This window comes from Desulfobotulus sapovorans DSM 2055 (genome assembly GCF_059569355.1).
This window is the reverse complement of the sequence record NZ_JCANVJ010000021.1, coordinates 35797-62582: the sequence shown is the minus strand read 5'-3', so window position 1 is coordinate 62582 and position 26786 is coordinate 35797. Positions and strand designations below refer to the sequence as shown.

Here is a 26786-nt window from a genome sequence, read left to right as displayed (position 1 = left end):
CCTCAGCCTGCCTGCTCCGGATTGTATCCGCCGCATTGCGGGCAATCTTTTCAATGTGAAGATCCGTTTTAAAAAGGGGGATTTGCCCATAAAGCAAGGATTCAATTGCATTGGCAAGCTCTTTGAACTGCTCCTGGGGCACATCGAGAATCCCCAGATTTAAAATAAGACGCTGCCGAGGCCCTTTCGGGGTTCGGATAGTTTCAACAAGGTGCAGATATTCATACACCTTCTTGCTGTTACGGTTCGATTTGCGGACGCGTTTAATATACATACCCGTCACCGTAGCTAAAAAACAGGGGGGTGTCAATAATTATTTTATTTTATGGGTCACTACATTTGGATTTTGCCAGGTGCGACACAATGATTTCAGGAAGTTATGACTGCAAGACATGGGATTTTGGGCAAAAAATAAGCGTTGCCCGATCAATTTTGACGAAGTTGGGATAACGCCGTCTTGCTCCGATCTTTTCCCCTCTCCTTCAGCACCAGTCCGCCCATAAACCGATCTTTCCGTCTGGCAAATAGATTCCCGAGGCTCCGGGCATTGGCTATTCTCTGGCCCAACCCCTCCACCAGGATTTCCAGGAAGTCCGTTTCCGCCTGGGCATACTCCCACAGCTCCTTGCATGTGAAAGGGCCATGCGTTACGCCAGCTTGAAACTTGGCCAACTTTTCCAGTACGTCTTGCCAAGTGGCGAGTTCAGGATCTTGTACTGTCCGTGAGTAAAAAGCGTCCGCAACGTCGATACACTCCCCCCAAGCTTCCCCTGTTATTGCATAGGTGGCCTGCCGGATAAAATCCCATTGCGGATAAGCACTGAAGCCTTTGGGGGTAATTGTCTTCCCCCCATATTTTTTGGAATGATCCATCATCAAGGACAGCCCCGCCGCCACCATCTCCATGCGTTTCGAAGCCACTTCCGCCAGGGCATTGAAAGAGAATCGGCGCTCATGTGGCCGCTCCATTGCCGGATCAATTTTACATGTCAGCACTCGCCGTACAGCCATATCCCCCTTGAGGGAAATATTATTACCCGTGAGGATTATCAGGCTCCGGTTTTCCACTGTCCGGGTCTGGCTGTTTCCCAGAATCCTATCCGTCAGGACAGGGCTGGTTATCGTTGAACAGAGCTTTCCTGACCCAAACCCCCCTTCCAGATTATCGAAGACGACGCACGACCTGCCTTCCAGCAGCAAGGCGAACAGCCTCTTTCCAGTTTCTTCCTCTTTTTCAGATCCAGGAACAAGCCCCGCCTCCTTGCCCTCGACACAATACGCCACCATCCGGACCAAAAGGGTTTTTCCACTGGCAGGGCAGGGCGCATCTACGGCAAAGGCCGGACGCATATCCACTGATGGCAGCATCAGTCCCGTAAAAATCATTGCCAGCAATACCGCCTTGTCCTGATCTGAGCAAAAGGGAAACCCCCGGAACGGTCTTAACATTTTTTCAACTAATGATCGGATGTCGGCAGGGGTAAACCGTCCCACATGCTCAGGGATGCCAGGCCATGTCTTTACATCAAAATCCAGATAGCACCGGGCGATAGGGTTATATCCGGGTCTATCGTGCAGCACCCCGTCCAGCGTCAGCATGGGCAGACGGGCAATGCCTTCCAGCTTTGGAAGGCCATGTTCACGGGCAGTCGCCAACATCTGCTTTATGAGGGGGAGGGGAGGGTCTATCCTCTGTGGTTGTTTCTTTTCCTCCCTCTCAAAAATCAATTGTTTCCCCACAAAATTCTGAAGCCGGGCTTCACACATGGGCCGTATGGTGGCGGCACCTTCTCCTTTATCGACGGTGCAAAGGCCGCATGTGGAGACAAAAAGACCGGAATCCCGCAGCAATTTGAAGGATTCGGTAACAGCCTCCGCCGTTTGCCCAGGCCGGATGTTTATGGTTCCATCCTGTGACAGGAGACGGTAGCTTCGGCCCCCGTGGGCAAAGCTGTGAAGGATGGATTCTTTTTGGCTCAGGAACAGCTTGCCGCAGACCTTCCCGCCTTGGTAGTCCGGCTCTAAGGGATCTCTGGTCAGCGATCCGTCAAGGGTGTCAGGCCGGGTCAACACATCTTTTACGGTGATGTGGGTTCCGTTTTCCAAGATGATGGTTTGCTTTCCATACAAAATAGATGTCTGACCCGTTTCAGGAACAACACCGGGAAGCCTCAGCGCCGATCGCTGCCGGAGACGGGACTTGATTTCAGACAACTGACGACTCTCATCCTCGGCAAGATCTGGCAGAGCCACCCATGAATCCAGTATGCTGCCTTCAATTACTCTGGGGGCAGGGCGTTCTTGGACAAGTCCACCTAAGCACCGTGCTCCGGCAACAAAGTCCAGGCGCTCGGGTTGCCATACCGATGAATCAATGAGGGATCGTTCTAAGGTCTGCCCATTCTTCGAAATGTCCATCCGGCCAAACCCTGCCAGCCAGAGCCGATCGTACAAAATTTGACCCGCACGAGGGATATCGCTCGCATCCTGTATGGGTATCCAGATCCGCTGTCCCTGGACTTCGGAATGGAAACTTCCATCCGGCTTCCGGACGAAGGAGGACGCAGAAAACCACTGAACCATCCCCGTTCCTGCCAGTGGGGGACATACCCGGAGAAGAGTTTTTTGAAATTCATCAGGACTGAGGGGATCAGTTCCGGGCTGGGGATCATAATCCAACATCAACAGGCCGGGGCCTTCAGGCCATGTGAAGTTTTTGCGGGTTCGGGTCAGAACCCCTTCAGGACTCCCGGCAGAGAGAAATTTTTTTCCAGATAGGACGCACCATGCGTCACCTTCAAACGCTGGTACTCCATACGCGACCGCCTGATGAGGTTTAAGCTTCGTGATGGATGCAGCGAAATCTTCCAGTGAAGTGAAGGTATAGGTTGCACATTCTCCCGCCGACAGACTCCCCCCCGGCAATTTCTCCACCACGCCATCTTTCAGCGTAAACGTCTTGGTCAAAACTCTTGGATTTTTTGACGAAAAAATCGATATTTTATACATCGGCCCCCCCTTTTGTGCGGGAGGCAAGCCACTGAATCAGCTCATCTTTCTCAACGGCCAGCAGCCGACCAATACGGAGAGTTCGGGGGCCGGAAGCCGCTTTTTTACCCGTGATGCAATTTCGAAAAGTTCCACGCCTATAGGGGAAACCCGCCAGTTTCCGGCTGTCTGCATCTTTGCACAGGACAATAGAAGGCCAGTCTTTGGCTGTTTTTTTCCAAAATTCCAAGCTATTAAATGTTTCCAATGTTACACCCCCTTGCAAAGATTCCCAGAAAAAAGGAGAGCAGGGCAGATCTGCATCGGGATGGGATGACGGATTTATTTCTTGCGGTCGGAAAAGATTTTTGGATACACCTGTGACGGGAGGGCTTGCGATCTTCTCTGGTAGGCGTGTTGCGTAAAACGACTCGCATAATGTGCTCCGTTTTTAAAAAAAAACGGGAAAAAGAACTTGCTATATCAACAATCCTTGATATATTGATTTTCATCCTGAAGTTATTTTCCCCACATAAGCCAAGGCCCTTTTGCGGAAGGGGTCTTGGCTGCTTCTTTCCTGTAAAACCAGATGCCTGAGCATCATTTTTTTAAATCTAGCCGCTCCGGGTCATACGTCAATGGTTATTTTCTTAGGCATTTTTTTAAGCAATAAAAAAGCGGTTACTCTTAGGCAAAAGATTTCTTTTTGAGCAAAGTAGCATGTCAGTTTCGATATTTTTTTGAAAAAAATTTGCCCGATCAAATGGCATGGGATGTTTTTGCCGTCTGAACGGGCACTATCGGACGGGCGCTGCTAATACCTCACCCTGCCTTCAGACTTTAGGAAGATCGCCCCCGGCCCAATGTGCCAAGAGCAGCCCGGCGGCCTGGACATTTCCACTTAAGGCCTGCTCAGTGAGTTTTGCCACAACGCTGGGTATTGCAGCTTCGATGCCTCGCAGTATGTCAGCCCTCCTGCTCGATGGCGATGGCAGACGACCCTTATTTTTTTCCGGCATTGGAACCCATCCTTTCAAGCTTTATCAAGCTTTACGCAAATTTCATTCCGGGAGCTTAAATACTGAGCAGGAATAACCCAAGCGGCCCGACGCTGGGCCTTCACCTGAATATCCGCCCCGACCTCCCGCACCATCTGCACAAGCTCGGATGGACTGCCGCCCCAGGGTTCCGCCAGAATCTCCAAGCTTTCCCCCGCCTCGTCTCGCCGCAAGATTTCTTCACAGATTTTGGCAATGAAATCATCATCTTGCTGGAAAGTTCCTTTTTCTCGAAACCCGCACAACATTCCCTTGACCGCTTCAGCCGGAGAAATCCCGTGAAAAAGCAACACCTTACAGCCAAAAAAGAGGCGAAAAACCCTCTCCCCGTCTGGGCTGGTCAATGCGTCATCCAGCCAGGTACCCTCACCCGAAATACTCATAATCCCATCCTCCCCTTTTTTTATCCCGGAACGCAAAAAGCCCGGCGCAGATCCCCTGAAGGAAATCTGGCCGGGCTTAAATAGTCCTCGTGCCATCCGTATCTTGCGCGGCCACCACAATGGAGGCCGCTATGTTGTGTGTATCTTAGGGGTGTCCCCGTCCCATGTCAAGTCCGCAGACGAACTTTACGGCCCCACCCGAAAGCCTCGTCTCTCACCGATGCCCTGTCCTCACGCATCTGTCCAGGCCATGCGTAGATGGCTACGCAGTCCCTTATAATGCGGAACTCCAGCGTTACCGCCCATTCCTGCGTAGCAATTTGCGCGAAAAGTATCCCCTTCAGGCTTGCCGCTGGTTTCCACAACCTCAAATCTCAAACCGGGAAATTTCTGCCACGTCTCCCCGTGAGGCTCCAATGTATCGCAGGGTCATCCTCTCGCTGCTGTGGTTCAGCCATTGGCACAAGGAGGGGAGATCAAAACCAGCTTCGCGACGATGAAAAGCCCCGGTTTTCCGCAAGCTGTGGGAGGCATAATTGCCCTGCACCCCCGCCGCCCTGCACCATCCGGCCACCAGCCTCCCAAGCCATGAGACCGTCATCGGCTGCTTTCCGGGATTCCTTTGGCCGCAAAAAAGAAAATCCTTTTCCTCGGCCCCGGCCTGGATGCGTTCATCCCGATAAGCCCGGAGAACCCCAAGGGCCTTTTCGCTTACAGCAACACGTCGGATCTTCTGTGTTTTCCGCTCTCTGGTCAGAAAAGAACCCTCGCTTTCCAGGGCTTCAACATCAAACAACCTGATCCGCAGGATGTCGCTTGCTCTAAGTGCAGAGGAAAGCCCCACCTCAAACAGGGCCAGATCCCGCAAGGATTTTTTGGCCCGGAGCAAGGAGCGGATTGCCTCAATCTTATCTTTATCGCGGATCGGTTCAACAAAAAGGATGTCCCCTTTTTTGGGGTGATTTTTTGCTCTCATCTATGGCCCTTTCAGCAATATCAATGATGAAACCCAAAACCTGTTTCTGACATGGCGGAAGCCACCAATGCCAAAAAAACTCGTTTAGTTACAGTATTTTATGACGAGTTTCGTCTCGGTTGTCAATGTCTGGAACCGATTTTCAAAAATCTTTTAAAAACAGGCCTCTACGCCGTTTTCAGGCGGTTTTTTCCCGCCCGCGAAGGCTAAAGCTTGTCCGTCTCAAAAAATGGCAGGAAAAGCCCTGTGTGTGGCCGTGTGGCATAGCTCAGAAAAATACCTCCTTGCGGATACAGCCGCAAGATATTGTTCCGCCTTAGTTTTTGGCTACGGTGAAACACCGTAAATAGGCCTTGCCCCGTTTCGGGGTATCGGAAACCAGAGACATGCACCCTAGGCATTTACGTTCCGGGAATGAAATAGGGATTGACAACAGCACCCCTACCACATACTCTTTTCATAACCCGAAACGAAAAGGAGGATTCATGGAAAAAGAAACGTCACCCGGAACGGAAAACTTGACCGGGAACGAAACACACCCGAAAAGGGGCCGACCAAGAAAACACAAGGACGCGGCAGCACGGGCAAGGGTATGGAGGGAGAAAAAAAAGCATGAGGGTAGGAGGCTGGATTTTTTTGTAACCCCGTCTGTTTCTTGGAGGATCGCAAAGCTTTCCAAAGCCTGGGGGCTGCCCCTTTCTGCCACAGTGGAAAGGCTGCTCATGGAAGCCTGCGAAGGATACCCTTCAATCCTTTTCGCCGATCCAACACCCGACACCATGGGAAAAGATATGGTTCCGGAAACGAAATAATAAGTACTAATTACAGGCTATCGAGGGAAGAGGGCTTCATATGTGCAGGTTCTACCCTCAAAATGGTCGCAGGTAGAACCTGCAAGTCACAGAATAAAAATTTGTAATAAAATGAATAGCTTCATGCCTTGGCTAAAAAATCATGCAGGTTCTACTTTTTCTTAATTTTCCAGAACCTGCATATGTTTAATCTTTAAAAACAAGATCTTATCATATTTTTGCAGGTTCTGAAGGTTCTACTGTGCCACATTATCCTTTATACGTGTGTGTGTATGTGTGGCGTATCTATATATTTTTTTTTTATTTTTTTTCTCACACGTTAGACTTAAAAAGTAGAACCTTCAGAACCTGCAAAACTATATAATGTTTTGTTTTTATTGTATTTATGTATGCAGGTTCTACTTTTTCTTTTTTTTCCAGAACCTGCACACAAAAAATAAGTCACTGATTTTTCAAGTAAAAAAATGCAGGTTCTACAACCCGCTTTTTTTCCGCAGAACCTGCACACCCTCCTTCCATCAGAAGGATTCATTCACCAGAACCAGAAAATTCCCAAAATCAACGGCGCGGCGGCGGCAGAATAGTCAGAAAGGAAACCATGGAAACTGTTGCAAGGGTGGCCCTTCCGCAGCGATGACAGCGGCAATGTCAAAAGAGAATCGATTGTTTTTCAGGAAAAATCCGCTTGCGTGTGAATCTTGTCTATGGCATGATCTTTCCGCTTCGGCAAAAAACCGAAGTCGGGCTTCGCATCCCGTGAAATCAAGCGCATAGCGCCCCCCCACCAATAAATGCAGGCGCATTTTTTATTCACCTGCATTCCCATTATGGCGGTTCTATACGTGGGCTTCTTCGGAAGCGCCGGTTGCTTGATTCCGGTAATGCGAACCCGTATAGAGCCGCCGCCCTATTTTTTGGGTGACGGTCTTCTTTCCATCCGGATGAAAGGAACGTTATCATGCATCTGTACCCCGACTCGACCCTCGAAGATTACGCGGAACATGCCAAAGCTCTTCTGGATCTGATCCTACACGCCCACGGTGGCCCGAACTCAGGATATTTTTGCGTGGGGGAAGAGAATGTTATTCGCGCCCTGGAAATGGCCGAAAATCTTCTGAGGGTAGGATTGAAAACCAGAGGGAAACGCGCTTCCGGTGAAAGACAAGCATCCTGACCCTTCCATATCCGTACACACACAAAAGCCCTTGCACCGGGAAAGGATGCAGGGGCTTTGTTTATGGATCAGATCTGTGTCCACCTAAGGGGAAATTGAGTTTGGGGGATAGCGTGCGCGAGGAAGCAAAAAAATGGAAGCGCGTGTGAGTGCCAGCGGCATCCCTGGCCCAAGCCCAAGCCTGCCCAAAGGACAGGACGAAGTTCACATCATCGCTTCCGATTCAAAAATAGATCGAAGAACCTCCTAAGTCAAGATGCTGTTTTTCCCCATTTTTGCTACTCATGGACGAAATAGTCACACCTATTCCCGCTGGATGTTCAGAATGGTTGCCCTGCTGACAGAAAAAGCCTTCGCAAGGGCTACCTTGCTTTCCCCTGCTGCCAGCCGCTTGCGTATCTCTGCCCGATCTTCTTCCGGTAGGTAAATCCCCTTCCCACCTCTGCCACCCCGTCGCCCTGTACGTTTCCGTCCCTCCTGCATCCGTTGAACGATCAATGCGCGATCCAACTCGGAAAAAGTTGCTGCTATTTGCATCATGGCCCTTGACCATGGGTTTTCGTTGCTGGAATCAAAGGCCCCGTCCAAGGTACGGACGGCAACACCTTTGACATGTAAGGCTTCGATGGTTTCAAGGATCTGACTGAGGGATCGGCCCAGACGATCAAGCTTTGCCGTCAGAACCACATCTCCTTCACGGGCATAATCCACCAGGCCGGACAAGGCTTCCCGGTTTTTTTCACTGGCCCCCGAATGTTGATGCTGAAAAATCTTTTCGGCTCCTGCCATCTTCAGGGCTTCAACCTGCGCTGAAAGATCCTGCTCCGTCGTACTGATCCGTGCCCACCCTATAACCGCCATTTGACCCCCCTGTTAATCTTAAAAGATTGACACCCCAAAGCTCTTGCTGAAAATACAGGCTTTTTCCATATGTCAAACTTTATATTTTAACTGTTTTCATGTCAAATTTTTTATTTCTTAGTTTGACATATCATGAAAAACCTTACAGCCTAATACCTGCAACGGCCTTGGTGGTTCCGTTACGGGAAATCCCGTAGCGGAACCCGTCCTCTTAGAGAAAAGGGGCTTTGTGCATAAAAACACAAAAAAGATTTGATTTTGTGTCTTTACACACTTATCCTTTTCAAGGAAAGGATTCTGGTATCCATGAAAAAAAGCGAACTGGTAAGGCTTTTGAAAAAGGCAGGATTCCAGCAAGAGCAAGGGGGCTGTCATGAAATCTGGACAAAAGAGGGATTTCCCAGAATCCCAATCCCCAGAAATCCACGGGACATACCCAAAGGGACAGCGGAAAAGATCCTCAAGGCTGCTGGCATAAAATAGAAGGAGGGCCACATGCAATATTACTATGGAGTTTTCGAGGTGGGTGAAGAAGGATTTACAGAAGTTCATTTCCCGGACATTCCCGGATGCGCTACTTTCGGTGTTGATTGGGATGAAGCTTTCAGGATGGCAACGGATGCCCTGGCCGCTGTCTTGTCTGGTCTGGATAAAAAGCCTACGGCCTCTTCACGGGAAAAAATCCTGGCCCAGGCAGGCGGGGGCGATGTCGTTCCGGTGATCCTGGATGAAAAAATCATGCGATCCTATGAAAAGTCTGTCCGGGTCAATATCAGTCTGCCCGAAAGCCTCCTTAGGGAAATCGACAGCTACCGGGGCAAGTATGGCAAAACCCGCTCCGGCCTATTGGTGGAAGCTGTATCCACATATCTGGAAGAAAACGCCCAGGCTTAGACATAGCCCGTCCCTCAAGGGGCGGGTTTCTTTTTGGATTTTCCTCCTTAAACTACCAGCCCATCTTCTTCATGTAAGCCTCTCCTCTCTTTACCGCTTCTTTTGCCTCCGCCAGCAGGGAAGCAAGCTCTTGTTCTCGTGCTTTTTTCTCTTCATCGGATGCTGCCATCATGCCTCCTTATTTTTTCAATATCTACAACATTCGAACGTTCTCTTCCTTGTGTATCAAGGCCTTTCCCAGGCCTTGAACGGCATTCCTCAGAGTATTTTCACCCAGGTGGGCATATCGTGCAGTCATTTTGAAATCTGAATGCCCAAGAAGTTCTTTCACCGTGTAAAGATCCGTCCCGGTCGCTACAAGCCATGAAGCATGGGTATGGCGCAGTGTATGGAAGACTACCTTGGTCTTGGGATCTGTGATACCTTCGTTTAAACTCAGGGCATCAACAGATCTGTTGAAAGTATCGGATACCTGTTTTATTTCCCCCCCATTCCTTCCGGGAAAGACCAAGGCGCTTGGTTCCATCTCCGTGGGTTTCCGGCTTTGCAGCATTTCTTTCACTTGCGGGGTCATGAAGGCAGTCCTGTCCTTCCCGCTCTTTGTTTGCTTCAGCAGCAATACTTCATTTTGGAAATCAACACATTCCCAAGTAAGGGAAAAAATCTCTCCTGCTCTCATGCCTGTATGCAGGGCTAAAAGGCATTGCTGGTAAACATCAACACTTCTGCGTTTTATTTCCTCCAAAAGCAGAGATGCTTCTTCATGGGAAAGAAACCTTGTCCTCCTATTGTCTTCGGAAGGTATCTTTACCTTTCCAACAGGATTATCCCCAACAAAGAGACTATGCCTTTTTGCATGGTTGAACACCTGCCGGATAACCGCCAGGGCATATTGAATTGTCCGGGGGGCTTTCCCTTCTGCCTTCATCGTGCTCTTGATTTTTTCCAGATGCAGAGGGGCTATTTCTGAAATGGGCTTGTTTCCAAGAACGGGTTTTATTCAAAGAGTATAAAGGTTTTCTTCCCGCAATGTAGATTCTGTTCCCCGATCTGCCTTGGCTTGCGGGAGATAATCATGTTCCCATACGTCGTCGAAAGTCAGGGCTTTACGTTCCTGCTTGGTTCGTTCATCCTGGGCTTTTTTCCGGCGATCCTTAAGGGTTACTTCCCCTTCGCCTGTGCGCCTGGCCTGTTTGAGTTTTGCCATTTCAAGAAGACATGATTCTTCTGTCCATCCTTCGGAAAGCCATCCAAAAGATTCCTGGACTCGTTTTCCATCCACCATCAGTCGGTATTGGTAAAAACGATCCCTTTTAACCCCATGTTTTCGGTTTTCATGTTCTCGATAACGTAAACCCTTATGCTTTGTTGCGGACCATTTGAATTGGGCCATAAGCTCTCCGATTTTTCAGAAAACAGAACACCAAAAGAACACCAATGGAACACCAAAATGACACCAAAAATACCATGATTATAAATTTGAAAAAGTTCTATTTTGTGAAGGAATATAGAATGAAAATCCTTTAAAAACAGGCTTTTTTGATTGGATAAATTGAAGGGAATTTTAAAAAATGAAGGAGGTTGTTTTTAGACTACGAATCCGTAGGTCGCACGTTCGAATCGTGCCGGGCGCGCCATAAAAAAAAGTAAGGGTTTACAGCAAAAAGCTGTAAGCCTTTTTTGTTTTTGGGGAAGGGGGAACCTCCTTCTTTCAAAGGAATTCCGCAGGAAGCTTTATGCTGACTCAGTAGCGGTTGAGCTGACGGATTTCTTCGAGCTGGGCCAGATGGATGAAGCGGCTGAGAATTTCTTCGCTTTCGGGTTTTATGCGGATAAAGTGAAGACCCATGAGGGCAGATTTTTCCGTGAAGTGGAGATTGATCCGTGCCACCATTGCGGCGCAGGCCACCTTTTCGATGGTGCTGGTTTCGCCCTGAGGGTATTTGAGGGCCATGCCGATGGTCATGGGGAGGTGGGTTTCAGGGGTGAGCATGGGGTTGCGCAGGTTATTTACCTTCAGGGGAAGCAGAATCCCCATGCCTGTTATGGAAATATCCAAAATGGAAAATTCCTTTCCAGAGATATATTCGTTTTTGTTCCAGATAACTTTGGAAAAAATAGAAAATTTTTTGTTGGGGGACATGCGGAAGGCGGAGCGGATATTCACTTCACTCATACGCCCTTCATGGCGCAGATGGATGGCTTCGGTTGTGGTATTGCCGGAAAGGGGATAGTTTTTCTGGAAGCCTGTGATGCTGCATTTCATGCCATAACGGCGTTTTTCCATTTTTTCGCCTGAAACCAGGGCTGTGGCGTGCAGTTCTTCAAAATTTATGCTGGGCAGAATTTTCGGCGTGGACTGGGCAATGATGAGTTCCTGTTTTACGGGGTTTGCATCATAGATCATGGAAGAGCGCACCAGAGGGGAAAGGGTATTGAGGTTAAACACCATATCAATCCCCGTACCGGGTGAGAAGATTTTATCGGGTGTGTCTGTCATGGCAACAGTCCTGCGCTAGAGGGTCTGGTGATCTTCCCGGCCTGTATAAGCCCATCGGATGCAGAGGGGCTTTACTATAGGGGTTTTTATGTCTAGAGGTCAGCAATAAAATGGAAGGATCGGGATGGGGCTGTGGCATCCAGTCTGTGCAGCTGTTCCTGAAGATCCCGGATTTCCTGACGCCAGAAGGATTCGCTGCCCCAGTCCGGAAAGGTGCTGCTGAAACGGGCATCCTTTTTCTGTCGGCTGCACCAGGCCAGAAAATAGATCTGCCGCATGGCCCGCAGGGGCTCCACAAGTTCAAGGCTTCGGGAAGGGAGGGGCCGGAAGCTCTGGTAGCCTTCCAGCAGCAGTCCCCACTCTCTGGGGCATTTTTCCGGCCTGTCCGGTAAGAGAAGCCAGAGATCCTGTACCGCAGGCCCTGTCATCATATCATCAAAATCAATGAGCAGCAGGCCTTCTCCCGGTCTGTGCAGGATGTTTTTGCGGTGCAGGTCGCCATGGATGCGGATGGCGGGCTGCTGGTCAAAGAGGGGCAGGGCTTTTTCCTTGAGCCTTGCCACGAGATCCTCGAATTCCCGGCGCATCCTGGGGGGCAGATTGTCGGCCAGAAGCCTGCGGCTGTCCTGATCCAGGGTTTTTTCCGGATGCAGGTGCAGCCTGTGGTCTGCCCGTCTGGCAGCTGCCACATTGTGCAGTCTTCCGATGAGCCTTCCCAGCATCTCCCAGTCTCCGTCGGTGGTGATATCCAGCTCCCGCCCAGCTTTTTTGGGAAAAAGGGCGAAAAAAATACCTCCCGCCTCGGCCAGGGTGGTGTCCCCGGAAAGTTGTCGGGGAGGCACTACAGGGAGTTCGGACTCCAGACAGTCCAGAAGAAAGCGGTGTTCATCCGTGAGGGCCTGCCGGATCCATCTGCCGGGGCGGTAGAATTTGACAATGTGACGCATGCCCCCCGTATCCTGCAACTCGTAGACCCGGTTGATATAGCTGGGCAGAGGGGCCACAAGACCCGTCATGCGCAGATCTGTGGCCTTTTCTACGGCGGAAAGGATACGTTCCGGTGTCAGTTCGGAAAAAGTCCATGGAACTTCCGATGGTACCATGCCAGCCTTTCAGGCAAAGGGGATCAGCCCTGTTTTTTTCCGGATTTCCGCAAGGAAGGGAGCAGCCACACTTCTGGCTTTTTCCGCACCCTGCAGGAGAATGTTTTCGATTTTTGCGGGGTCAGCCATGAATTCGATGTAGCGTTCCCTGGGTTCTTTCAGGAGGGTATTGAGGTACTCAAAGAGGAGAACCTTCATGTCTCCCCAGCCGATACCTTCGGCATAGCGGCTGCGCATGGCCTGGATTTCTTCCTTTGTGGCAAAGGCACTGTAGAGTTCAAACAGGGTACAGGTATCCGGATCCTTGGGTTCAGACGGTTCCTGGGAATTGGTTTTTATTTTCATGATGGTCTTCCGGAGCTGTTTTTCCGGCAGAAAGAGGGGGATGGTGTTGTCGTAGCTTTTGGACATCTTTCTGCCGTCAATGCCGCTCAGGACGGCGGTTTTTTCGTCTACAACAGCTTCGGGCAGTATAAAGGTGGAACCGAAGATATGGTTGAAACGGGCACCGATATCCCGTGTCATTTCAATGTGCTGAACCTGATCCCGGCCTACGGGAACTTTGTGGGCGTTGAACATGAGAATGTCGGCGGCCATGAGAACGGGATAGCTGAACAGCCCCATGGTGACACCCTTGTCCGGATCTTTTTCTTTTTCCTCCTCATTGATCTGTACGGCAGCCTTGTAGGCGTGGGCCCGGTTGAGCAGTCCCTTGGCCGCCACACAGGTGAGAATCCAGGTGAGTTCCGGAATTTCAGGGATATCGGACTGACGGTAGAAGGTGGCGTTGTCCGTATCCAGCCCCAGAGCCAGCCAGGTGGCTGCCACTTCAATCCGGGATGCGGCGACCCGCTTGGGTTCCTGGCATTTGATGAGGGCGTGGTAGTCCGCAAGAAAATAAAAGGCTTCCACATCCGGATTGCGGCTGGCTTCAATGGCAGGGCCTATGGCCCCCACAAAATTACCGAGATGGGGGGTTCCTGTGGTGGTGATGCCGGTCAGTACCCTTTGTTTTTTGGTCATGCTTTCTGCTCCCTGTCTCCGTTTTCCGGAGTATCCTTGAGAATACGGGCCGCAAAGGCCAGCTCTTCTTCCTTTGTTTTCAGGACGCCATTGAGTTTGGCGTCCAGTACCTGCATGAGAATTTTCCGATAGCGGGGTCCGGGCGGAACCCCCATGGCCTTTAAATCCCGTCCCTGAATCAGAGGGCTTATAGAGCGCAGCCGGGCAAGGTAGTGGGCAATGGCCTTTCTCACCTTGTTTTTGCCTGTGGCCGCCATCATGTATAACAAAACTTCGGTTTTGAAAACATGCAGACGGCTATAAAGAATGCTGTTGTCCAGAGGCAGTTCCCGCTGGAGCCTGAAAAGGCAGGCTTCCGCCACCTTGCGTTCCCGGACACAGATTTCTTCCTGCCATTTGGCAAGACGCAGTACGCGGCAGATTTTTGTACTTTCCGCCGGTGTGCAGGGTTGAAGGAGGGCCAGAAAATAGACCAGCCAGCGTTCACAGTTCAGATCTTCGGCGATCAGGTCGAAGCCGTCCATGATTTTACGGGTTTCCACCAGAAGTTCCAGAGTACTTTCCGTCAGTTTCAGGGAAGGGTGGAGGGCTGCAAGGAGATTGAATTCTTCCAGCCTCCGGATGGCGGGGACGGGATCGGTTTCCTCCAGAATGGTAATGATCTCTCCCATGGCCCTCGGCCCGGAGAGTCTTTTGAACACGCCCATGCGGATGGCGTTGCCAATGAGCCGAACCGTGAGTTTACCGATGGTGAAGCCGAAGCGGGATTCAAAACGTACTGCCCGGAAGATGCGTGTGGGATCTTCCACAAAACTTAGATTGTGGATGATGCGCAGGGTTTTGTCCTTAAGATCCTTCTGGCCGGCAAAATGATCCATGAGGGTACCATAGCGGGCCTTGTTCAGCTGGATGGCCAGGGTGTTGATGGTGAAATCCCTGCGATAGAGATCGGCCTTGAGGCTGCTTCTTTCCACCTCCGGCAGGGCCGCAGGGGAGGGGTAGTATTCGGTGCGGGCTGTGGCCACATCAATTTTGAAGTTGTCTTCCAGGGTAATCACCGCTGTGCCGAACTTGGAATAGGCATGGACTCTGGCCTTATGGGAAGCGGCAAAGGTTTCGGCAAAGAGGATACCGTCTCCTTCCACCACAATGTCGATGTCCTCATTTTTCCGGTACAGGAGCAGATCCCGTACAAAACCGCCCACCACAAAGGTGTTGCATCCCGCCACATCGCCGCTGTGACCAATGGCGGCCAGAAGCTTCAGGATTCTGTCGGGCAGTCTTTCCCGCATGAGATTCAGGATGTTGCGGGTTTTGGGCAGGCGTTCGCTGCTTCCCTGTTCCCGGATGGAAGCGCCTTCTTCCTGTTCGCGAACCATGAGCTGGAGAAGATCCGTACGGGTGATCACACCGAGAAGGCCTCCGGATCCCATAACGGGAAGGATACGCTGTTTGCCACCCACAATGGCCTCCTGGATGCGGGGAAGGGAGGCATCGGGATCCACGACGTCAAATTCGCTGATGAGATAGTCCTGTACCAGGGCGGTATCCATGGCATGGGAAAGCCCCTGCTCCACAATCTGGCGGGTGATGAGTCCGAGGAGGGGGCTTGTGGCATCCCCCTTTTCCGTGACGAGAAGGGCATTGACATTGTAGCGGGTCATGGACTGGCTGGCCATGCGGAAGCTGGCTGAGGGGGCGATGGTATGGGGGGGTGCACTCATGATTTCCCCGGCCCGGAAGCGGTGGGGCATCATTTCGAGGAGAAGGGTTTGCAGGCGGTTTTCCACCTGAGCCAGGGTCTGGTTGCGGATGGTGGCCGAACCGGCAGCTGCATGACCTCCCCCGTCAAAGCGGCGCATGAGGGCACCGACATCCAGATCTGCGAGTCTGCTGCGGCCAATGAGGTGGATTTTGCCATCCATACGTGCCAGAAGAAACAGGATGGGGATTTTTTCCATCTGCATGAAACGGTGCACAAGAAAGGCCAGATCCGGCGAATAGCTTTCCTGGGAGATACGGGTCAGGGTGACGGGGCTGCCATGAACGGAAAACTCCGAGGCACTGTCCAGCATTTCATTGAGGAGGCGTAACTGGGCGGGATCGATTTCCCGTGTCAGCACATCCCCCACCGTAGGCAGGTGGGCTCCCTGGCGCATGAGCCAGGCCAGGGCCTCAAAATCTTCGGCTGTGGTGCTTTGGCTGGTGAGGTGGCCTGTGTCTTCAAAAATACCCATGACGAGCAGGGTGGCTTCCTCAGGTGTCAGTCCTATGTTATGTCTTTGGAGCAGCGGTACCATGAGACTCACCGTGGCCCCCCTTTCTCCTGCAACCAGCACCTTGGCCTGAAGGTCATCCGGGGTTTCCGGATGGTGATCGTAGATATGCACTTCCATGTTTTTCTGCAAGGCCAGGTGGGCCAGTTCACCGATACGTTCCGCCTGACGGGTATCCACAATGACGAGTCTTCGCACTTCTTCAGGACGGATTTCCCGCAGGGGGATGAGGTCAAAAAGATAGAGCAGGGATTGGACAAAGAAATGTTTCAGTTGCGGAGAGTCGCTTCCCGGCAGTACGATACGTCCTTCAGGATAGAGTTTTTTGGCAGCCAGCATGGAGGCAATGCCATCCAGATCCGCATTCTGATGGGTGGTAATGAGGGTATGCACAGGAGCCTCTGGGGAAGATGGGGGGGACGGGCGCAAGGAGGCCTCCGAATGTTTCTGCCGACAGGCGACAGGTTCTTATGCTTTCCGGTTCATCTCCACGGGAGCCGTGTGGCATCCGCTGTCGGATGGCAGGGTTCCGGGCAGGGGATCCATCAGACTGCTCCGGGGGGAGATTGTCGCCACAGAGGAAGTGTGTTAATGAATACAACCTTTGAATCCCTTATGGACTGGACATGAATAATCGAGAAGCAAAAGACTTTCAATATGTTTTTGGCCCTGTGGCTTCCCGTCGACTGGGGCTTTCCCTTGGTGTGGATCTTCTTCCGGCCAAGACCTGCACCCTGGATTGTATCTATTGTGAGTCCGGCAGGACAACCCGTAAAACCCTGCTTCGTCAGGAATGGGTACCTACGGATGCGGTGATCGGAGAGCTTGCCAGGGTTCTGGATCCAGGGCCCGTTCTGGACAGCATTACCTTTTCCGGATCGGGGGAACCTACCCTGCATACGGGAATCGGGCTTCTCATTGATACCATTCACACACGCTGGCCCGGTTATCCTGTTACGGTTCTCACCAATGGTACGCTTTTCTGGCAGGAAGACGTGCGGCGGGATCTCGTGGCTGCGGATCGGGTGATCGCCAATTATGACGCCGCCAGTCCGGATGTCTTTGATGCCCTGAACCGTCCCTATCCCGGTCTTTTCCCGGATCGGATGCTGGAGGGCCTTGTGGCTTTCCGGGAGATGTTTACGGGGGAACTCTGGCTGGAAATTTTTGTGGTTCCCGGTGTGAATGACGGAAAAAGGGAAATTGAAGGCATTGCTGCGGCTGTGGCCCGGGTGCGTCCGGATCGGGTACAGCTCAATACCCTGGATCGGCCGGGTACGGAAAAATGGGTGACGACGGCAGGAGAAGCCCTGCTTCAACGTTTCCGGGAGCGTATTGCCGAGGCTGAGGCCGTGGGGCGGGTTCGGGGAGAAGTTGCGGGCTTAAGACCCGAGGATGCCCTTCTTGAAAAAAAGATTCTGGCTTTGGTATTGCGCAGGCCGGTGACCCTGGAGGATGTGGTGCGTACCCAGGGGGTTGACAGGGATCAGGCAATACGGGTGCTTTCGGGTATGCACTTTGCTAAAAAACTGGAGGTGCAACAGATGAAAAGGGGGAATTTTTATACCCTCCCCGGGATGGCTCTGCCCGGATAACTTTTTCCGGCAGGACATCGGGAGTGTTTTTTTGTCTGCTTGAGTCTTTTTTTGTCGTGACCTGGGGCTTTGCCTGCTGTCCGGGCAAGGGCGGATGATCATCATGGATCTTGATATTTATCTGAAATGGGAGAAGGACGATGCCCGTATTTATCTGGGAAGGGAAAAACCGTAAAAATCAGAAACGCAAGGGTGAGATGGAAGCACCCAATGAGGCTGCCGTGCGTACCCGGCTGGCCCAGCAGAAGATCACGCCACTCAAGGTCAAGCTCAAGCCCAAGGATATTCTGGAAAATATTGCTTTTTTACAGCCCAAGGTCAGCCAGGACGATGTGATCATTTTTTCCCGCCAGTTTTCCACCATGATTGATGCCGGTCTGCCCATTGTGCAGTGTCTGGATATCCTGGGCACTCAGCAGGAAAATCCCACTTTCCGGAAAATCATCAAAGAGATCAAGGCGGGGGTGGAAGGGGGGGAGACACTTGCCGATGTTCTGAAGAAATACCCCAACCTCTTTGATGACCTTTTTGTCAACATGGTAGCCGCAGGGGAAGCGGGGGGGATTTTGGATGTGATTTTGCGCCGTCTTTCCGCCTATATGGAAAAAATGTCCAAGCTGAAAAAAAAGGTCAAGGGTGCCATGACCTATCCCCTGGTCACCATTTGCATTGCCATGATTGTCGTGGGTGTCATCCTGGTGTTTGTAATTCCGGTGTTTGAGAGCATGTTTGCGGATTTTGGCAGTGCCCTGCCTGCCCCCACCCAGATTGTTATCAATATGAGTGAATTTGTTCAGGCCAAGATTCTTCATATTATTGTGGGGATTGTGGTGTTTATCTTTGCCTTCAAACGTTTTTACCGTACCCAGAAAGGGCGTACGATAATGGACACCCTTTTTCTGAGGCTGCCCGTTGCCGGTATTCTGATCCGTAAGGTGGCTGTGGCCAAGTTTACCCGTACCATGGGAACCATGCTCTCTTCCGGAGTTTCCATTCTGGAGGCCCTGGAGATTGTTGCCAAGACCGCAGGAAACCGTGTTGTGGAAGAAGCCGTGTACGAAGTCCGCTCCGCCATTTCCGAAGGGCAGACCATGGCGGATCCCCTGTCGGAAAGCGGGGTTTTTCCGTCCATGGTCTGCTCGATGATTGCGGTAGGGGAATCCACGGGGGCTCTGGATGCCATGCTGGGCAAGATTGCCGATTTCTATGACGATGAGGTGGATCAGGCCGTGGAAAATCTCACGGCTCTGATTGAACCTTTTATGCTGGTTTTTCTGGGGGTTGTGATTGGCGGCCTGGTGGTGGCCATGTATCTTCCGGTCTTTCAGATGGCCGGGGCTGTTGGTGGTTAAGGAAAGGTGCAGGGGAGAACGGATATGGAGGCACAGAACAGGGAGATGTTAAAGAAGCTGGGCTGGCTTATGGGGGCCAGGGCCTTTCTGGCCCTGTTGCTGCTGGGCTTTTCCGCGACCTTTCAGTATCAGGAAAAACTGATTTTCTCCGTGTTTCCCGCTAAAGCCCTGTATGTTATCGCTACCCTGGTGCTGATTCTTTCTCTGATATACGCCATATGGCATACGCGAACCCGTCATCCCCGTCTCTTTGCCGGCGTGCAGCTTTTTTGGGATGTGCTGCTGGTAACGGCGCTGATCTGGGTGACGGGGGGCTATGACTCCCTGCTGACCTTTCTCTATATGCTGGTCATCATCAATGCCAGTATCATTCTCAGCCGCAGGGACAGTCTGCTGGTGGCCTCCTTTTCCGCCATTCTTTTTGGCCTTCTGGTGGATCTCGAATATTACGGTGTTCTGCCCACCTTTATGGTGGGCACGGGTTTTCTGATGGAGAGAGTGGACTTCTGGGCCGTTTTTTTTCGCATTCTTTCCGTAACCGTGGCCTGTTTTTCCGTTGCCATTCTGACAAGTTTTCTTTCCGTGCAGCTCCGAAAAGCGCGGGAAGAGATACGGAGTATGAGCAGTTATGTACGCCGTATGGAAAGCCTTGCCACCGTAGGAGAAATGGCCGCAGGCCTTGCCCATGAGATTAAAAATCCCCTGGCTTCCCTCACGGGTGCCATTGAGCTTCTCGAAACGGAAATCTGCAAGGATGCGGATTCCGTTCGCCTGATGCGGATTGTGCGTCGGGAGTCCGATCGTCTTTCCTCTCTGGTGACAGAGTTTCTGCTTTTTGCCAAACCGGGCCGGGGAAATCCCGAAGCCCTGGATGTGGGCCATCTTATTCACGAGACGGTGCAGATGCAGGAGCAGGATACCCGGAACCGGGGGCGTATCGCTTATTTTCTGCATCTGGAGCCGGATATCCGGGTGGAGGCGGATGCGGATCGTATGCGTCAGGTGCTCTGGAATCTTCTCCTGAATGCTGCCGAATCCATTGACGGGGAAGGGGAAATCCGGATTCAGGCGACAGCGGACAGGGAACGCATGGTGCGCATTGCCATCCGGGATACGGGCTGTGGCATTCCCGAGGAAAGTCTTCATCTCATCTACGATCCCTTCTACACCACCAAGGCCAGTGGCACGGGGCTTGGGCTTTCCATTGCCATCCGCATTCTTGACGCCATGGGTGCCCGTCTGGATGTGGAAAGTCGGCCGGGTCATGGCAGCACCTTCACCATCCGTATGCCCCGTGCGCATGACCCCTTGCGCAAGGCAGAACCGGAGCCTGTCGGTGGTTGACACCCCATACGCAATAGGGTAGCTAGGTGCTGGCTTGAGAAACCAGGTTTTCTGATGACAGGAGGATGCGGGTAAAAGGCGGATCCATGCAGGATTCAGGACTTTCATAACCCTATCCCGGTATTTTTTGGAGACAGATAAAACACTATGGATGCACATCAAAGCGAGAGCAGCCCGGAAAATGCCGGGGATGTTTTGGGTCAGAGACGGCGCAAACATCAGGAACTGAAGGAAAAGGGCATCAATCTTTACCCCAATGATTTCCGTATTTCCCATGGTATCGACAGGGTTCGGGACTATATCGAAAAACAGGCTGAAACCCTGGCTTCGGAATCCCCGGAGTTTGCCGTGGCAGGCCGGATGATGGCCATCAACCGTTTTGGGAAATCGGCCTTTATCCGCATCAAGGACGGCAGTGGTCAGATGCTGCAGGCCTATCTCCAGGAGAAAACCCTGGGAGAAGCCTATACCCTTTTCCGGCAGATGGATGTGGGCGATTTCGTGGGGATAAGAGGAACGCTCTTTGCCACCCGCACCGGAGAATGGACCCTGGACGCCGGGGAGTTTCGTCTGCTGTCCAAGGCCATGCGTCCTCTGCCCGAGAAATATCATGGCTTGAAGGATCCGGAAAAACGCTACAGAAAGCGCTATGTGGATCTGATCATGAATCCCGAAGTCCGGGAGATTTTTCTGCGCAGAAGCCGCATGATACAGGCCGTACGGGAGTTTTTCATCGCCCGGAGTTTTCTTGAAGTGGAAACCCCCATGATGCAGCCCGTTGCCGGTGGTGCCGAGGCCACACCCTTTGTGACCCATCACAACGCTCTGGGGATGGATCTTTACCTGCGTATCGCCCCTGAGCTGTATCTCAAAAGACTTGTGGTGGGCGGTTTTGACAAGGTGTTTGAAATCAATCGTAATTTCCGGAATGAGGGGGTTTCCACCCGCCATAATCCGGAGTTCACCATGATGGAATATTACTGGGCTTATGCCACCTATGAAGATCTTATGGCCCTCACCGAAGCCCTGTTTGCCCATGTGGCAAAGGAAGTGACGGGCAGTGTGGAGGTTCCCTATCAGGGACACACCCTGCGTTTTGATGGTGAATGGCCCAAGATTCCCCTGCTGGATGCCCTGGTGGATATTGGCGGTGTGGATCGTACCCTTCTCGAAGACCGGGAAGGTCTGCTTGCCTTTGCCCGGGAAAAAGGAATTACCGTCACCAAGACGGAAAAACTGGGCAAGGTACTGACCAAACTTTTTGACGCCCTTGTGGAACCGAAGCTGATTCAGCCCACCTTTATTACGGGCTATCCTGTGGAGGTCTCTCCCCTTTCCCGCAGATCGGATAAAAATCCTTCCCTGACGGAACGGTTTGAGCTTTTTGTGGCAGGCCGCGAGATTGCCAACGGTTTTTCCGAGCTGAATGATCCTGAAGATCAGAAGGATCGTTTTCTCATGCAGGTGGCCGAACGGGAAGCCGGGGACGCCGAGGCGCATATGATGGATGAAGATTATATCGAAGCCCTCGAATACGGTATGCCACCGACGGCCGGGCAGGGAATAGGGATGGATCGCCTTGCCATGCTGCTTACGGATGCCGCCTCCATACGGGAAGTGATTCTCTTTCCCCACATGAAACCCGCTTCCAGATGATGGCTTCTGACGGATACTTCCGATTCCTCTTCAACAAGGCGGTTTTCCCTGGTCATGTCCCTTGAATTTTTCATTGCAGGCAGGTATCTCCGTGCCCGGCGGAAACAGGGGTTTATTTCCCTTATCGGTATCCTTTCCGTTTTCGGAGTGGCCCTTGGGGTCATGGCCCTTGTGGTGGTCATTGCCGTGATGAGCGGTGCGGAGACGGATTTCAGAAAGCGCATTCTGGGACTGGAACCCCATATTCTGCTCATGGGGCAGGGGGGAGGCGTGCAGGATTCCGGCGCTGCGCAGGAACGGCTGGAGCAGATTCCCGGTATTGTGGCAACGGCTCCCTTTGTCTACGGCAAAGTGGTGCTCCGTGCCAGCAATGGCATGGGGGGGGCGTTTCTGCGGGGCATTGATCCTGAAGGACAGCGGGTCTCCATTGAGGGGACGGATCGGGAGAGCCTTGCCGTGCAGCTGAAAATCCCCGATTCCGGTGAACTTCCTGGGATCATTCTGGGAAAAACGCTTGCTGCGGAATTGGGTGTGCTTCTGGGAGATACGGTACAGGTCATGTCGCCTGAGTTCATGCTGTCGCCTGTGGGTATGTTACCCAAGGTGCGCCGTTTTCAGGTGACGGGCCTTTTTTCATCCGGTCTTTATGAATACGATGGTGCTCTCTGCTATGTCCGCATCGAAGAAGCCTCCCGTCTCATGGGGATGGGGGACAAGGTCACCGGAATCGGTATCTGGATTGAAGATGTGTATACCGCAGACAGTCTTGGGGAGAGCATTCGGAAAGATTTCGGCTGGGGATACTGGACACGCAACTGGATGGAAATGAACAAGAATCTTTTTTCCGCCCTGAAGCTGGAAAAGGCGGCCATGTTCATTATCCTGACCCTGATTATTCTGGTGGCAGCCTTCAACATTGCCAGTTCTCTGATTATGATGGTGATGGAAAAAACCAGGGACATTGCCATTCTCATGGCCATGGGAGCCACCCGTGGCCTGATCCGGAGAATTTTTGTGATCCAGGGGATGATCATCGGTTTTCTGGGAACGCTCTTTGGAGTGGCATCCGGTGTGGCCCTTTGTCTTTTTCTGGAACGCTATCCCATTATCCGTCTGCCCGAAGCCTATCCCTTTACCAACCTTCCCGTTCTGCTGGAATGGGGCGATGTGCTGGTGATTGGTCTTGCCTCCCTGCTGATCTGTTTTTTTTCCACCCTGTATCCTGCCATGCAGGCTTCCCGTCTTGATCCTGTGGAGGGTATCCGCTATGGATAGGGCAGAAGAACTTCAGCTCTGCGGTGTATCGAAAACATTCCTGGATGGTGCTGCCGCTGTTCCCGTGCTGAAGGATCTCGACTGGACAGTACGGCGGGGAGATACCATTGCCATTGTGGGGCCTTCGGGTATCGGGAAATCCACCCTGCTGCATATTCTGGGGGCGCTTGATCGTCCGGATACGGGAGAACTGCTTCTCCATGGCCGGAACATTCTGGCTCTGGACGATGCGGGGCTGGCCGGTGTGCGGAACAGGGAAATGGGTTTTGTTTTTCAGTTTCACCATCTTCTGCCGGAATTTACCACCCTTGAAAATGTCATGATGCCCGGTCGTATTGCCGGGATGCGGATGGGAGAGGTACGGGAGCGGGCGGAAAGTCTTCTGGCCCGTGTGGGCCTGTCCCATCGCCTGGAGCACAGAATTCCCCAGCTTTCCGGCGGTGAACAGCAGCGTGCCGCCCTGGCCAGGGCCCTGATCATGGAACCTCCCTTTCTTTTTGCCGATGAGCCCACGGGTAATCTCGATATAGAAAACAGCCGGAATGTTCATGAGCTTCTTCTGGAAATTCATGGGGAAAGGGCCTGTGCCCTGGTTGTGGTGACCCATAACATGGATCTGGCCCGGATGATGCAAAAACAGGTGACCCTGATGCACGGCGGAATCGAGGATGTGGAATGGCATTCCTGAAAAAACGGTTGTGGGACTTCAGGGCTTTTTTGTCTCTCTTTTCTTTTCAGGCCCGGATATTTGACGTATAGCATGACGCTGCCGGATTTTCGGGTTTTATGGCGTTCACAGCAGAGGATGGTTGCATGAATCGGAGTTTTTTCTGTGGCGTACTGTTTTTTTTGCTGGTGATTCTGGGAGGGGCTTCCGCAGGTATGGCCGCTTCCCGGATGGTGTGGATTGCGCCCTTTTCCGTGGAAGGGGATCTGCGTTCCGCAGATCTTGGAAAGCAGGTGGCGGAGCGTATTGCAAGGGAAATGACCAGCGCAGGCTTGTCTTCCCGGATGGCTGAACAGGCCCCTCTGGATGCGGAGGCGGTTTCCCTTTCCATGGAAGCGGCTGGAGCGGATGCCGCCATCTGGGGATGGCTCCTGCTGGAAAATGGCGGTTTCCGTCTTTCCGCCCGGCTTTTTTTGGAAGGGAGGGAGCGGCGTCTTGTGGAAGAAGGGGAGTCCGTGGACGGTCTTTTTCTGGCGACCCGCAGTCTTGCCCGTAAAATGGCCGATCTTCTGGTGGGCCGGGAGACCGTCAGTCTGGTGGAAATCCGAGGGAATCAGCGCATTGAGGACGATGCCATTCTTCGGGTGATCCAGAGCGGGCCGGGTGATGTCTATCTGCAAAAAGCACTTTCCGATGACCTGAAGGCCATTTATGACATGGGATATTTTGATGATATCCGTGTGGCTGTGGAGGAAAAGCCCGAGGGCAAGGTCGTTATCTTTACGGTTCGGGAAAAACCCAGTGTACGCCAGATTTTTGTTCGGGGGAACCGGGTTTACGAACAGGCCAAGGTGCTGGAATCCGTTACCACCAAGACCGGGGCGATTCTGAATGTGTTTCAGGTACGGCGGGATATGGAACGGATCCGGGATCTTTACCGGGCAAAGAACTACCACCATACCGAAGTGAATTATGAGATCAAGGAACTTGAAAACAATCAGGCGGATCTGATTTTTATTCTTTCCGAAGGGGAAAAGGTCAAGGTCACGGAGATTGTTTTTGAGGGGCGTGAAAGTTATACGAAAAAGCAGCTTTTAAAGCAGATTGAGGCGTCAGAAAAGGGCTTTTTTTCCTGGCTTACGGGTTCCGGGGAACTGAAGCGGGAAGCGGTGCAGCAGGATGCCGCCCGACTTACGGCCTTTTACCACAATGAAGGCTATGTGGATGCCCGGGTGTCGGATCCGGAAATCGTTTTTGAGGGTTCTGAAGCGAGAATCCGTTTTAAGATTGACGAGGGGCAGCGGTTTAAGGTGGGCAAGGTTTCCGTGCAGGGGGATCTGCTTTTTGATGAAACGGTGCTTCTGGGGCTTTGCAGCATTGGCAAGGAAACCTGGTACAAGCGGGATGTGGTGCACCAGGACATCATGGCTTTGACGGATCTTTATGGCGATGCGGGGTATGCGAATTCCGACGTCTATCCCCAGTTGCGGAAGGATCCTGAGGCGGGTGCGGTGGAGATTCTCTACACCATACGTCAGGGAAAACAGGTCTATATTGACCGCATTGAGATTGAGGGCAACGTCAAAACCCGGGACAAGGTCATCCGCCGCCAGATTCCCCTGCTGGAACAGGATCTGTACAGCGGCAGCAAGGTCAAGCGGGGGATCCGCAACCTGAACCGGCTTGATTATTTTGAGGATGTCCGTCTGGACATCGAAAAAACGGCGGATCCGGAGAAAGTGGATCTCAAGGTACGGGTGGAGGAAAAACCTACGGGGATGTTCACCTTTGGTGCGGGTTACAGTTCCCAGGACAATCTTTTTGGTCAGATTTCCGTTACCCAGCGCAATTTCCGGGGCAAGGGACAGACTCTGAATCTCAGGGCCGATGTCAGCAGTACTTCCACGAAATATACCTTAAGCTTTACGGAACCCTACCTTTTTGACCGTCCCCTTTCCGCAGGTTTTGATATTTATGACTGGGATCGGGAGTATGACGACTATACAAAGAAAAGTACGGGCGGTTCTGTCCGTTTCGGTTACCCGGTCTGGGATTATACACGGGCCTATCTTTCCTATGGCATTGAGATGTTTGATGTGACGGTGGATGAGGGCAAGGAGCAGCTGGTCAACGAGGATATTCTTGCCATGGTGCCCCTGGATCTTGCAAGCACCCTCACCCTGAGGCTCAACTATGATTCCACAAACCGCATGTTCAATGCTTCGGAAGGGGGCAATCATAACCTGACGGTGAAACATGCGGGTGGTCTTCTGGGAGGAGATATCGCCTTTACCAAATATACGGCGGATGCGGGCTGGTATGTCCCCCTTGTCTGGGATGCGGTCTTTTTTCTCCATGGGGAAACGGGGTATGTACATAAGAACAGCAGCGGGCATCTGCCGGACTATGAAAAATTTTACCTTGGCGGCATGAATTCCCTCAGAGGCTATCGCTGGCGGGATGTGGCGGTTTATTATGACGGGGATTACACCTATGATGAATACACCACTGATGCAGCAGGCAATGTCACCGGTGTGGAGCAGAAGACCGTTGTCTATCGAAAAAACAAGGGTGGGGATAAATTTGTCCAGGCCAATTTCGAGTTTTTATTTCCCATGGTGAAGGAAGCCGGACTGATGGGGCTTCTTTTTTATGATATGGGCAATGTTTTTGATACGGATCAGGGGATTGAACTGGAAGGGGTCAAGCGCAGTGCCGGCTATGGTATCCGCTGGTTTTCACCCATTGGTCCCATCCGGCTGGAATACGGGATTCCGCTGGATCGTGTGGATGGAGAAAAAAAGGGCGGTCGTTGGGAGTTTACCATGGGCGGTGCTTTTTAGCGGCCC

General features: G+C 52.1%; 23 protein-coding genes. 10 read left to right on the top strand and 13 right to left on the bottom strand.

All coding sequences use genetic code 11. The annotated features are described in order from the left end of the window. The 6 genes from BR04_RS13080 to BR04_RS13055 form a co-directional block, all read right to left on the bottom strand. On the bottom strand, window positions 1–274 hold a 274-nt coding region (locus tag BR04_RS13080; protein WP_496356465.1), incomplete at its 3' end, for an IS1634 family transposase N-terminal domain-related protein. A gap of 152 nt (window positions 275–426) precedes the next feature. Then, window positions 427–3009: a hypothetical protein gene (locus BR04_RS13075; RefSeq protein ID WP_496356464.1), complete on the bottom strand. Its 2583-nt coding sequence runs from the start codon at window positions 3007–3009 to the stop codon at window positions 427–429. Further along, window positions 3002–3256: a hypothetical protein gene (locus BR04_RS13070; protein ID WP_496356463.1), complete on the bottom strand. Its 255-nt coding sequence runs from the start codon at window positions 3254–3256 to the stop codon at window positions 3002–3004. The genes BR04_RS13075 and BR04_RS13070 overlap by 8 nt, the downstream gene beginning before the upstream one ends. Before the next feature lie 765 nt (window positions 3257–4021). After that, the gene (locus BR04_RS13065; protein WP_496356462.1) at window positions 4022–4465 is read right to left on the bottom strand and encodes a hypothetical protein; all 444 of its coding nucleotides are present in this window, start codon (window positions 4463–4465) and stop codon (window positions 4022–4024) included. 331 nt (window positions 4466–4796) lie between these two features. Next, a complete protein-coding gene (locus tag BR04_RS13060; RefSeq protein ID WP_496356461.1) occupies window positions 4797–5405 on the bottom strand; it encodes a tyrosine-type recombinase/integrase in 609 nt (202 codons plus the stop codon). A 1396-nt stretch (window positions 5406–6801) separates the two neighbouring features. Next, the gene (locus tag BR04_RS13055) at window positions 6802–7020 is read right to left on the bottom strand and encodes a hypothetical protein (protein ID WP_496356460.1); all 219 of its coding nucleotides are present in this window, start codon (window positions 7018–7020) and stop codon (window positions 6802–6804) included. 155 nt (window positions 7021–7175) lie between these two features. Between BR04_RS13055 and BR04_RS13050 the strand changes: the two genes are divergently transcribed. Beyond that, window positions 7176–7391 carry a hypothetical protein gene (locus BR04_RS13050; protein WP_496356459.1) on the top strand — a complete coding sequence of 72 codons (216 nt, stop codon included), beginning with the start codon at window positions 7176–7178 and terminating at the stop codon, window positions 7389–7391. A 303-nt stretch (window positions 7392–7694) separates the two neighbouring features. Here BR04_RS13050 and BR04_RS13045 read toward each other — a convergent pair whose 3' ends face one another. Beyond that, window positions 7695–8252 (bottom strand): recombinase family protein, encoded by a 558-nt coding sequence (locus BR04_RS13045; protein WP_496356458.1) that lies wholly within the window; start codon window positions 8250–8252, stop codon window positions 7695–7697. Window positions 8253–8558: 306 nt separating this feature from the next. Here BR04_RS13045 and BR04_RS13040 point away from each other — a divergent pair, with 306 nt between their 5' ends. Next, window positions 8559–8735, top strand: a complete 177-nt coding sequence (locus BR04_RS13040) for a type II toxin-antitoxin system HicA family toxin (protein ID WP_496356457.1) — start codon at window positions 8559–8561, stop codon at window positions 8733–8735. A gap of 12 nt (window positions 8736–8747) precedes the next feature. Next, window positions 8748–9146 carry a type II toxin-antitoxin system HicB family antitoxin gene (locus BR04_RS13035; RefSeq protein WP_496356456.1) on the top strand — a complete coding sequence of 133 codons (399 nt, stop codon included), beginning with the start codon at window positions 8748–8750 and terminating at the stop codon, window positions 9144–9146. 193 nt (window positions 9147–9339) lie between these two features. On the opposite strand, the gene BR04_RS13030 is transcribed toward BR04_RS13035, so the two are convergent. The 6 genes from BR04_RS13030 to BR04_RS13005 all read right to left on the bottom strand — a co-directional run bounded on the left by BR04_RS13030 (window position 9340) and on the right by BR04_RS13005 (window position 16477). Then, window positions 9340–10074 (bottom strand): tyrosine-type recombinase/integrase, encoded by a 735-nt coding sequence (locus BR04_RS13030; RefSeq protein WP_496356455.1) that lies wholly within the window; start codon window positions 10072–10074, stop codon window positions 9340–9342. A 72-nt stretch (window positions 10075–10146) separates the two neighbouring features. Beyond that, window positions 10147–10539 (bottom strand): hypothetical protein, encoded by a 393-nt coding sequence (locus BR04_RS13025; RefSeq protein ID WP_496356454.1) that lies wholly within the window; start codon window positions 10537–10539, stop codon window positions 10147–10149. A 351-nt stretch (window positions 10540–10890) separates the two neighbouring features. Next, window positions 10891–11646, bottom strand: a complete 756-nt coding sequence (locus BR04_RS13020; RefSeq protein WP_496356453.1) for a PilZ domain-containing protein — start codon at window positions 11644–11646, stop codon at window positions 10891–10893. A gap of 92 nt (window positions 11647–11738) precedes the next feature. After that, window positions 11739–12749: a serine/threonine protein kinase gene (locus BR04_RS13015; protein WP_496356452.1), complete on the bottom strand. Its 1011-nt coding sequence runs from the start codon at window positions 12747–12749 to the stop codon at window positions 11739–11741. A 9-nt stretch (window positions 12750–12758) separates the two neighbouring features. Next, window positions 12759–13772 carry a tryptophan--tRNA ligase gene (locus BR04_RS13010; protein ID WP_496356451.1) on the bottom strand — a complete coding sequence of 338 codons (1014 nt, stop codon included), beginning with the start codon at window positions 13770–13772 and terminating at the stop codon, window positions 12759–12761. Continuing rightward, entirely contained in the window at window positions 13769–16477 is a 2709-nt protein-coding gene (locus BR04_RS13005; protein ID WP_496356450.1) for a CBS domain-containing protein, read from the bottom strand. Before BR04_RS13005 ends, BR04_RS13010 begins: the two co-directional genes overlap by 4 nt. 197 nt (window positions 16478–16674) lie before the next feature. On the opposite strand from BR04_RS13005, the gene BR04_RS13000 reads away from it, so the two are divergent. The 7 genes from BR04_RS13000 to bamA all read left to right on the top strand — a co-directional run bounded on the left by BR04_RS13000 (window position 16675) and on the right by bamA (window position 26780). Then, window positions 16675–17643, top strand: a complete 969-nt coding sequence (locus BR04_RS13000; RefSeq protein ID WP_496356449.1) for a radical SAM protein — start codon at window positions 16675–16677, stop codon at window positions 17641–17643. Between the two features lie 140 nt (window positions 17644–17783). Beyond that, on the top strand, window positions 17784–18995 hold the full coding sequence (locus BR04_RS12995; RefSeq protein ID WP_496356448.1) for a type II secretion system F family protein: 1212 nt from the start codon (window positions 17784–17786) through the stop codon (window positions 18993–18995). A gap of 24 nt (window positions 18996–19019) precedes the next feature. Then, complete coding sequence (locus BR04_RS12990) at window positions 19020–20339, top strand: two-component system sensor histidine kinase NtrB (RefSeq protein WP_496356447.1); 1320 nt, start codon at window positions 19020–19022, stop codon at window positions 20337–20339. 147 nt (window positions 20340–20486) lie between these two features. Beyond that, window positions 20487–21995, top strand: a complete 1509-nt coding sequence (gene lysS, locus BR04_RS12985; RefSeq protein WP_496356446.1) for a lysine--tRNA ligase — start codon at window positions 20487–20489, stop codon at window positions 21993–21995. Window positions 21996–22049: 54 nt separating this feature from the next. Next, complete coding sequence (locus BR04_RS12980; RefSeq protein ID WP_496356445.1) at window positions 22050–23270, top strand: lipoprotein-releasing ABC transporter permease subunit; 1221 nt, start codon at window positions 22050–22052, stop codon at window positions 23268–23270. Further along, on the top strand, window positions 23263–23958 hold the full coding sequence (locus BR04_RS12975) for an ABC transporter ATP-binding protein (protein ID WP_496356444.1): 696 nt from the start codon (window positions 23263–23265) through the stop codon (window positions 23956–23958). The genes BR04_RS12980 and BR04_RS12975 overlap by 8 nt, the downstream gene beginning before the upstream one ends. A gap of 125 nt (window positions 23959–24083) precedes the next feature. Beyond that, complete coding sequence (gene bamA / locus BR04_RS12970) at window positions 24084–26780, top strand: outer membrane protein assembly factor BamA (RefSeq protein WP_496356443.1); 2697 nt, start codon at window positions 24084–24086, stop codon at window positions 26778–26780. Window positions 26781–26786: the final 6 nt, after the last annotated feature.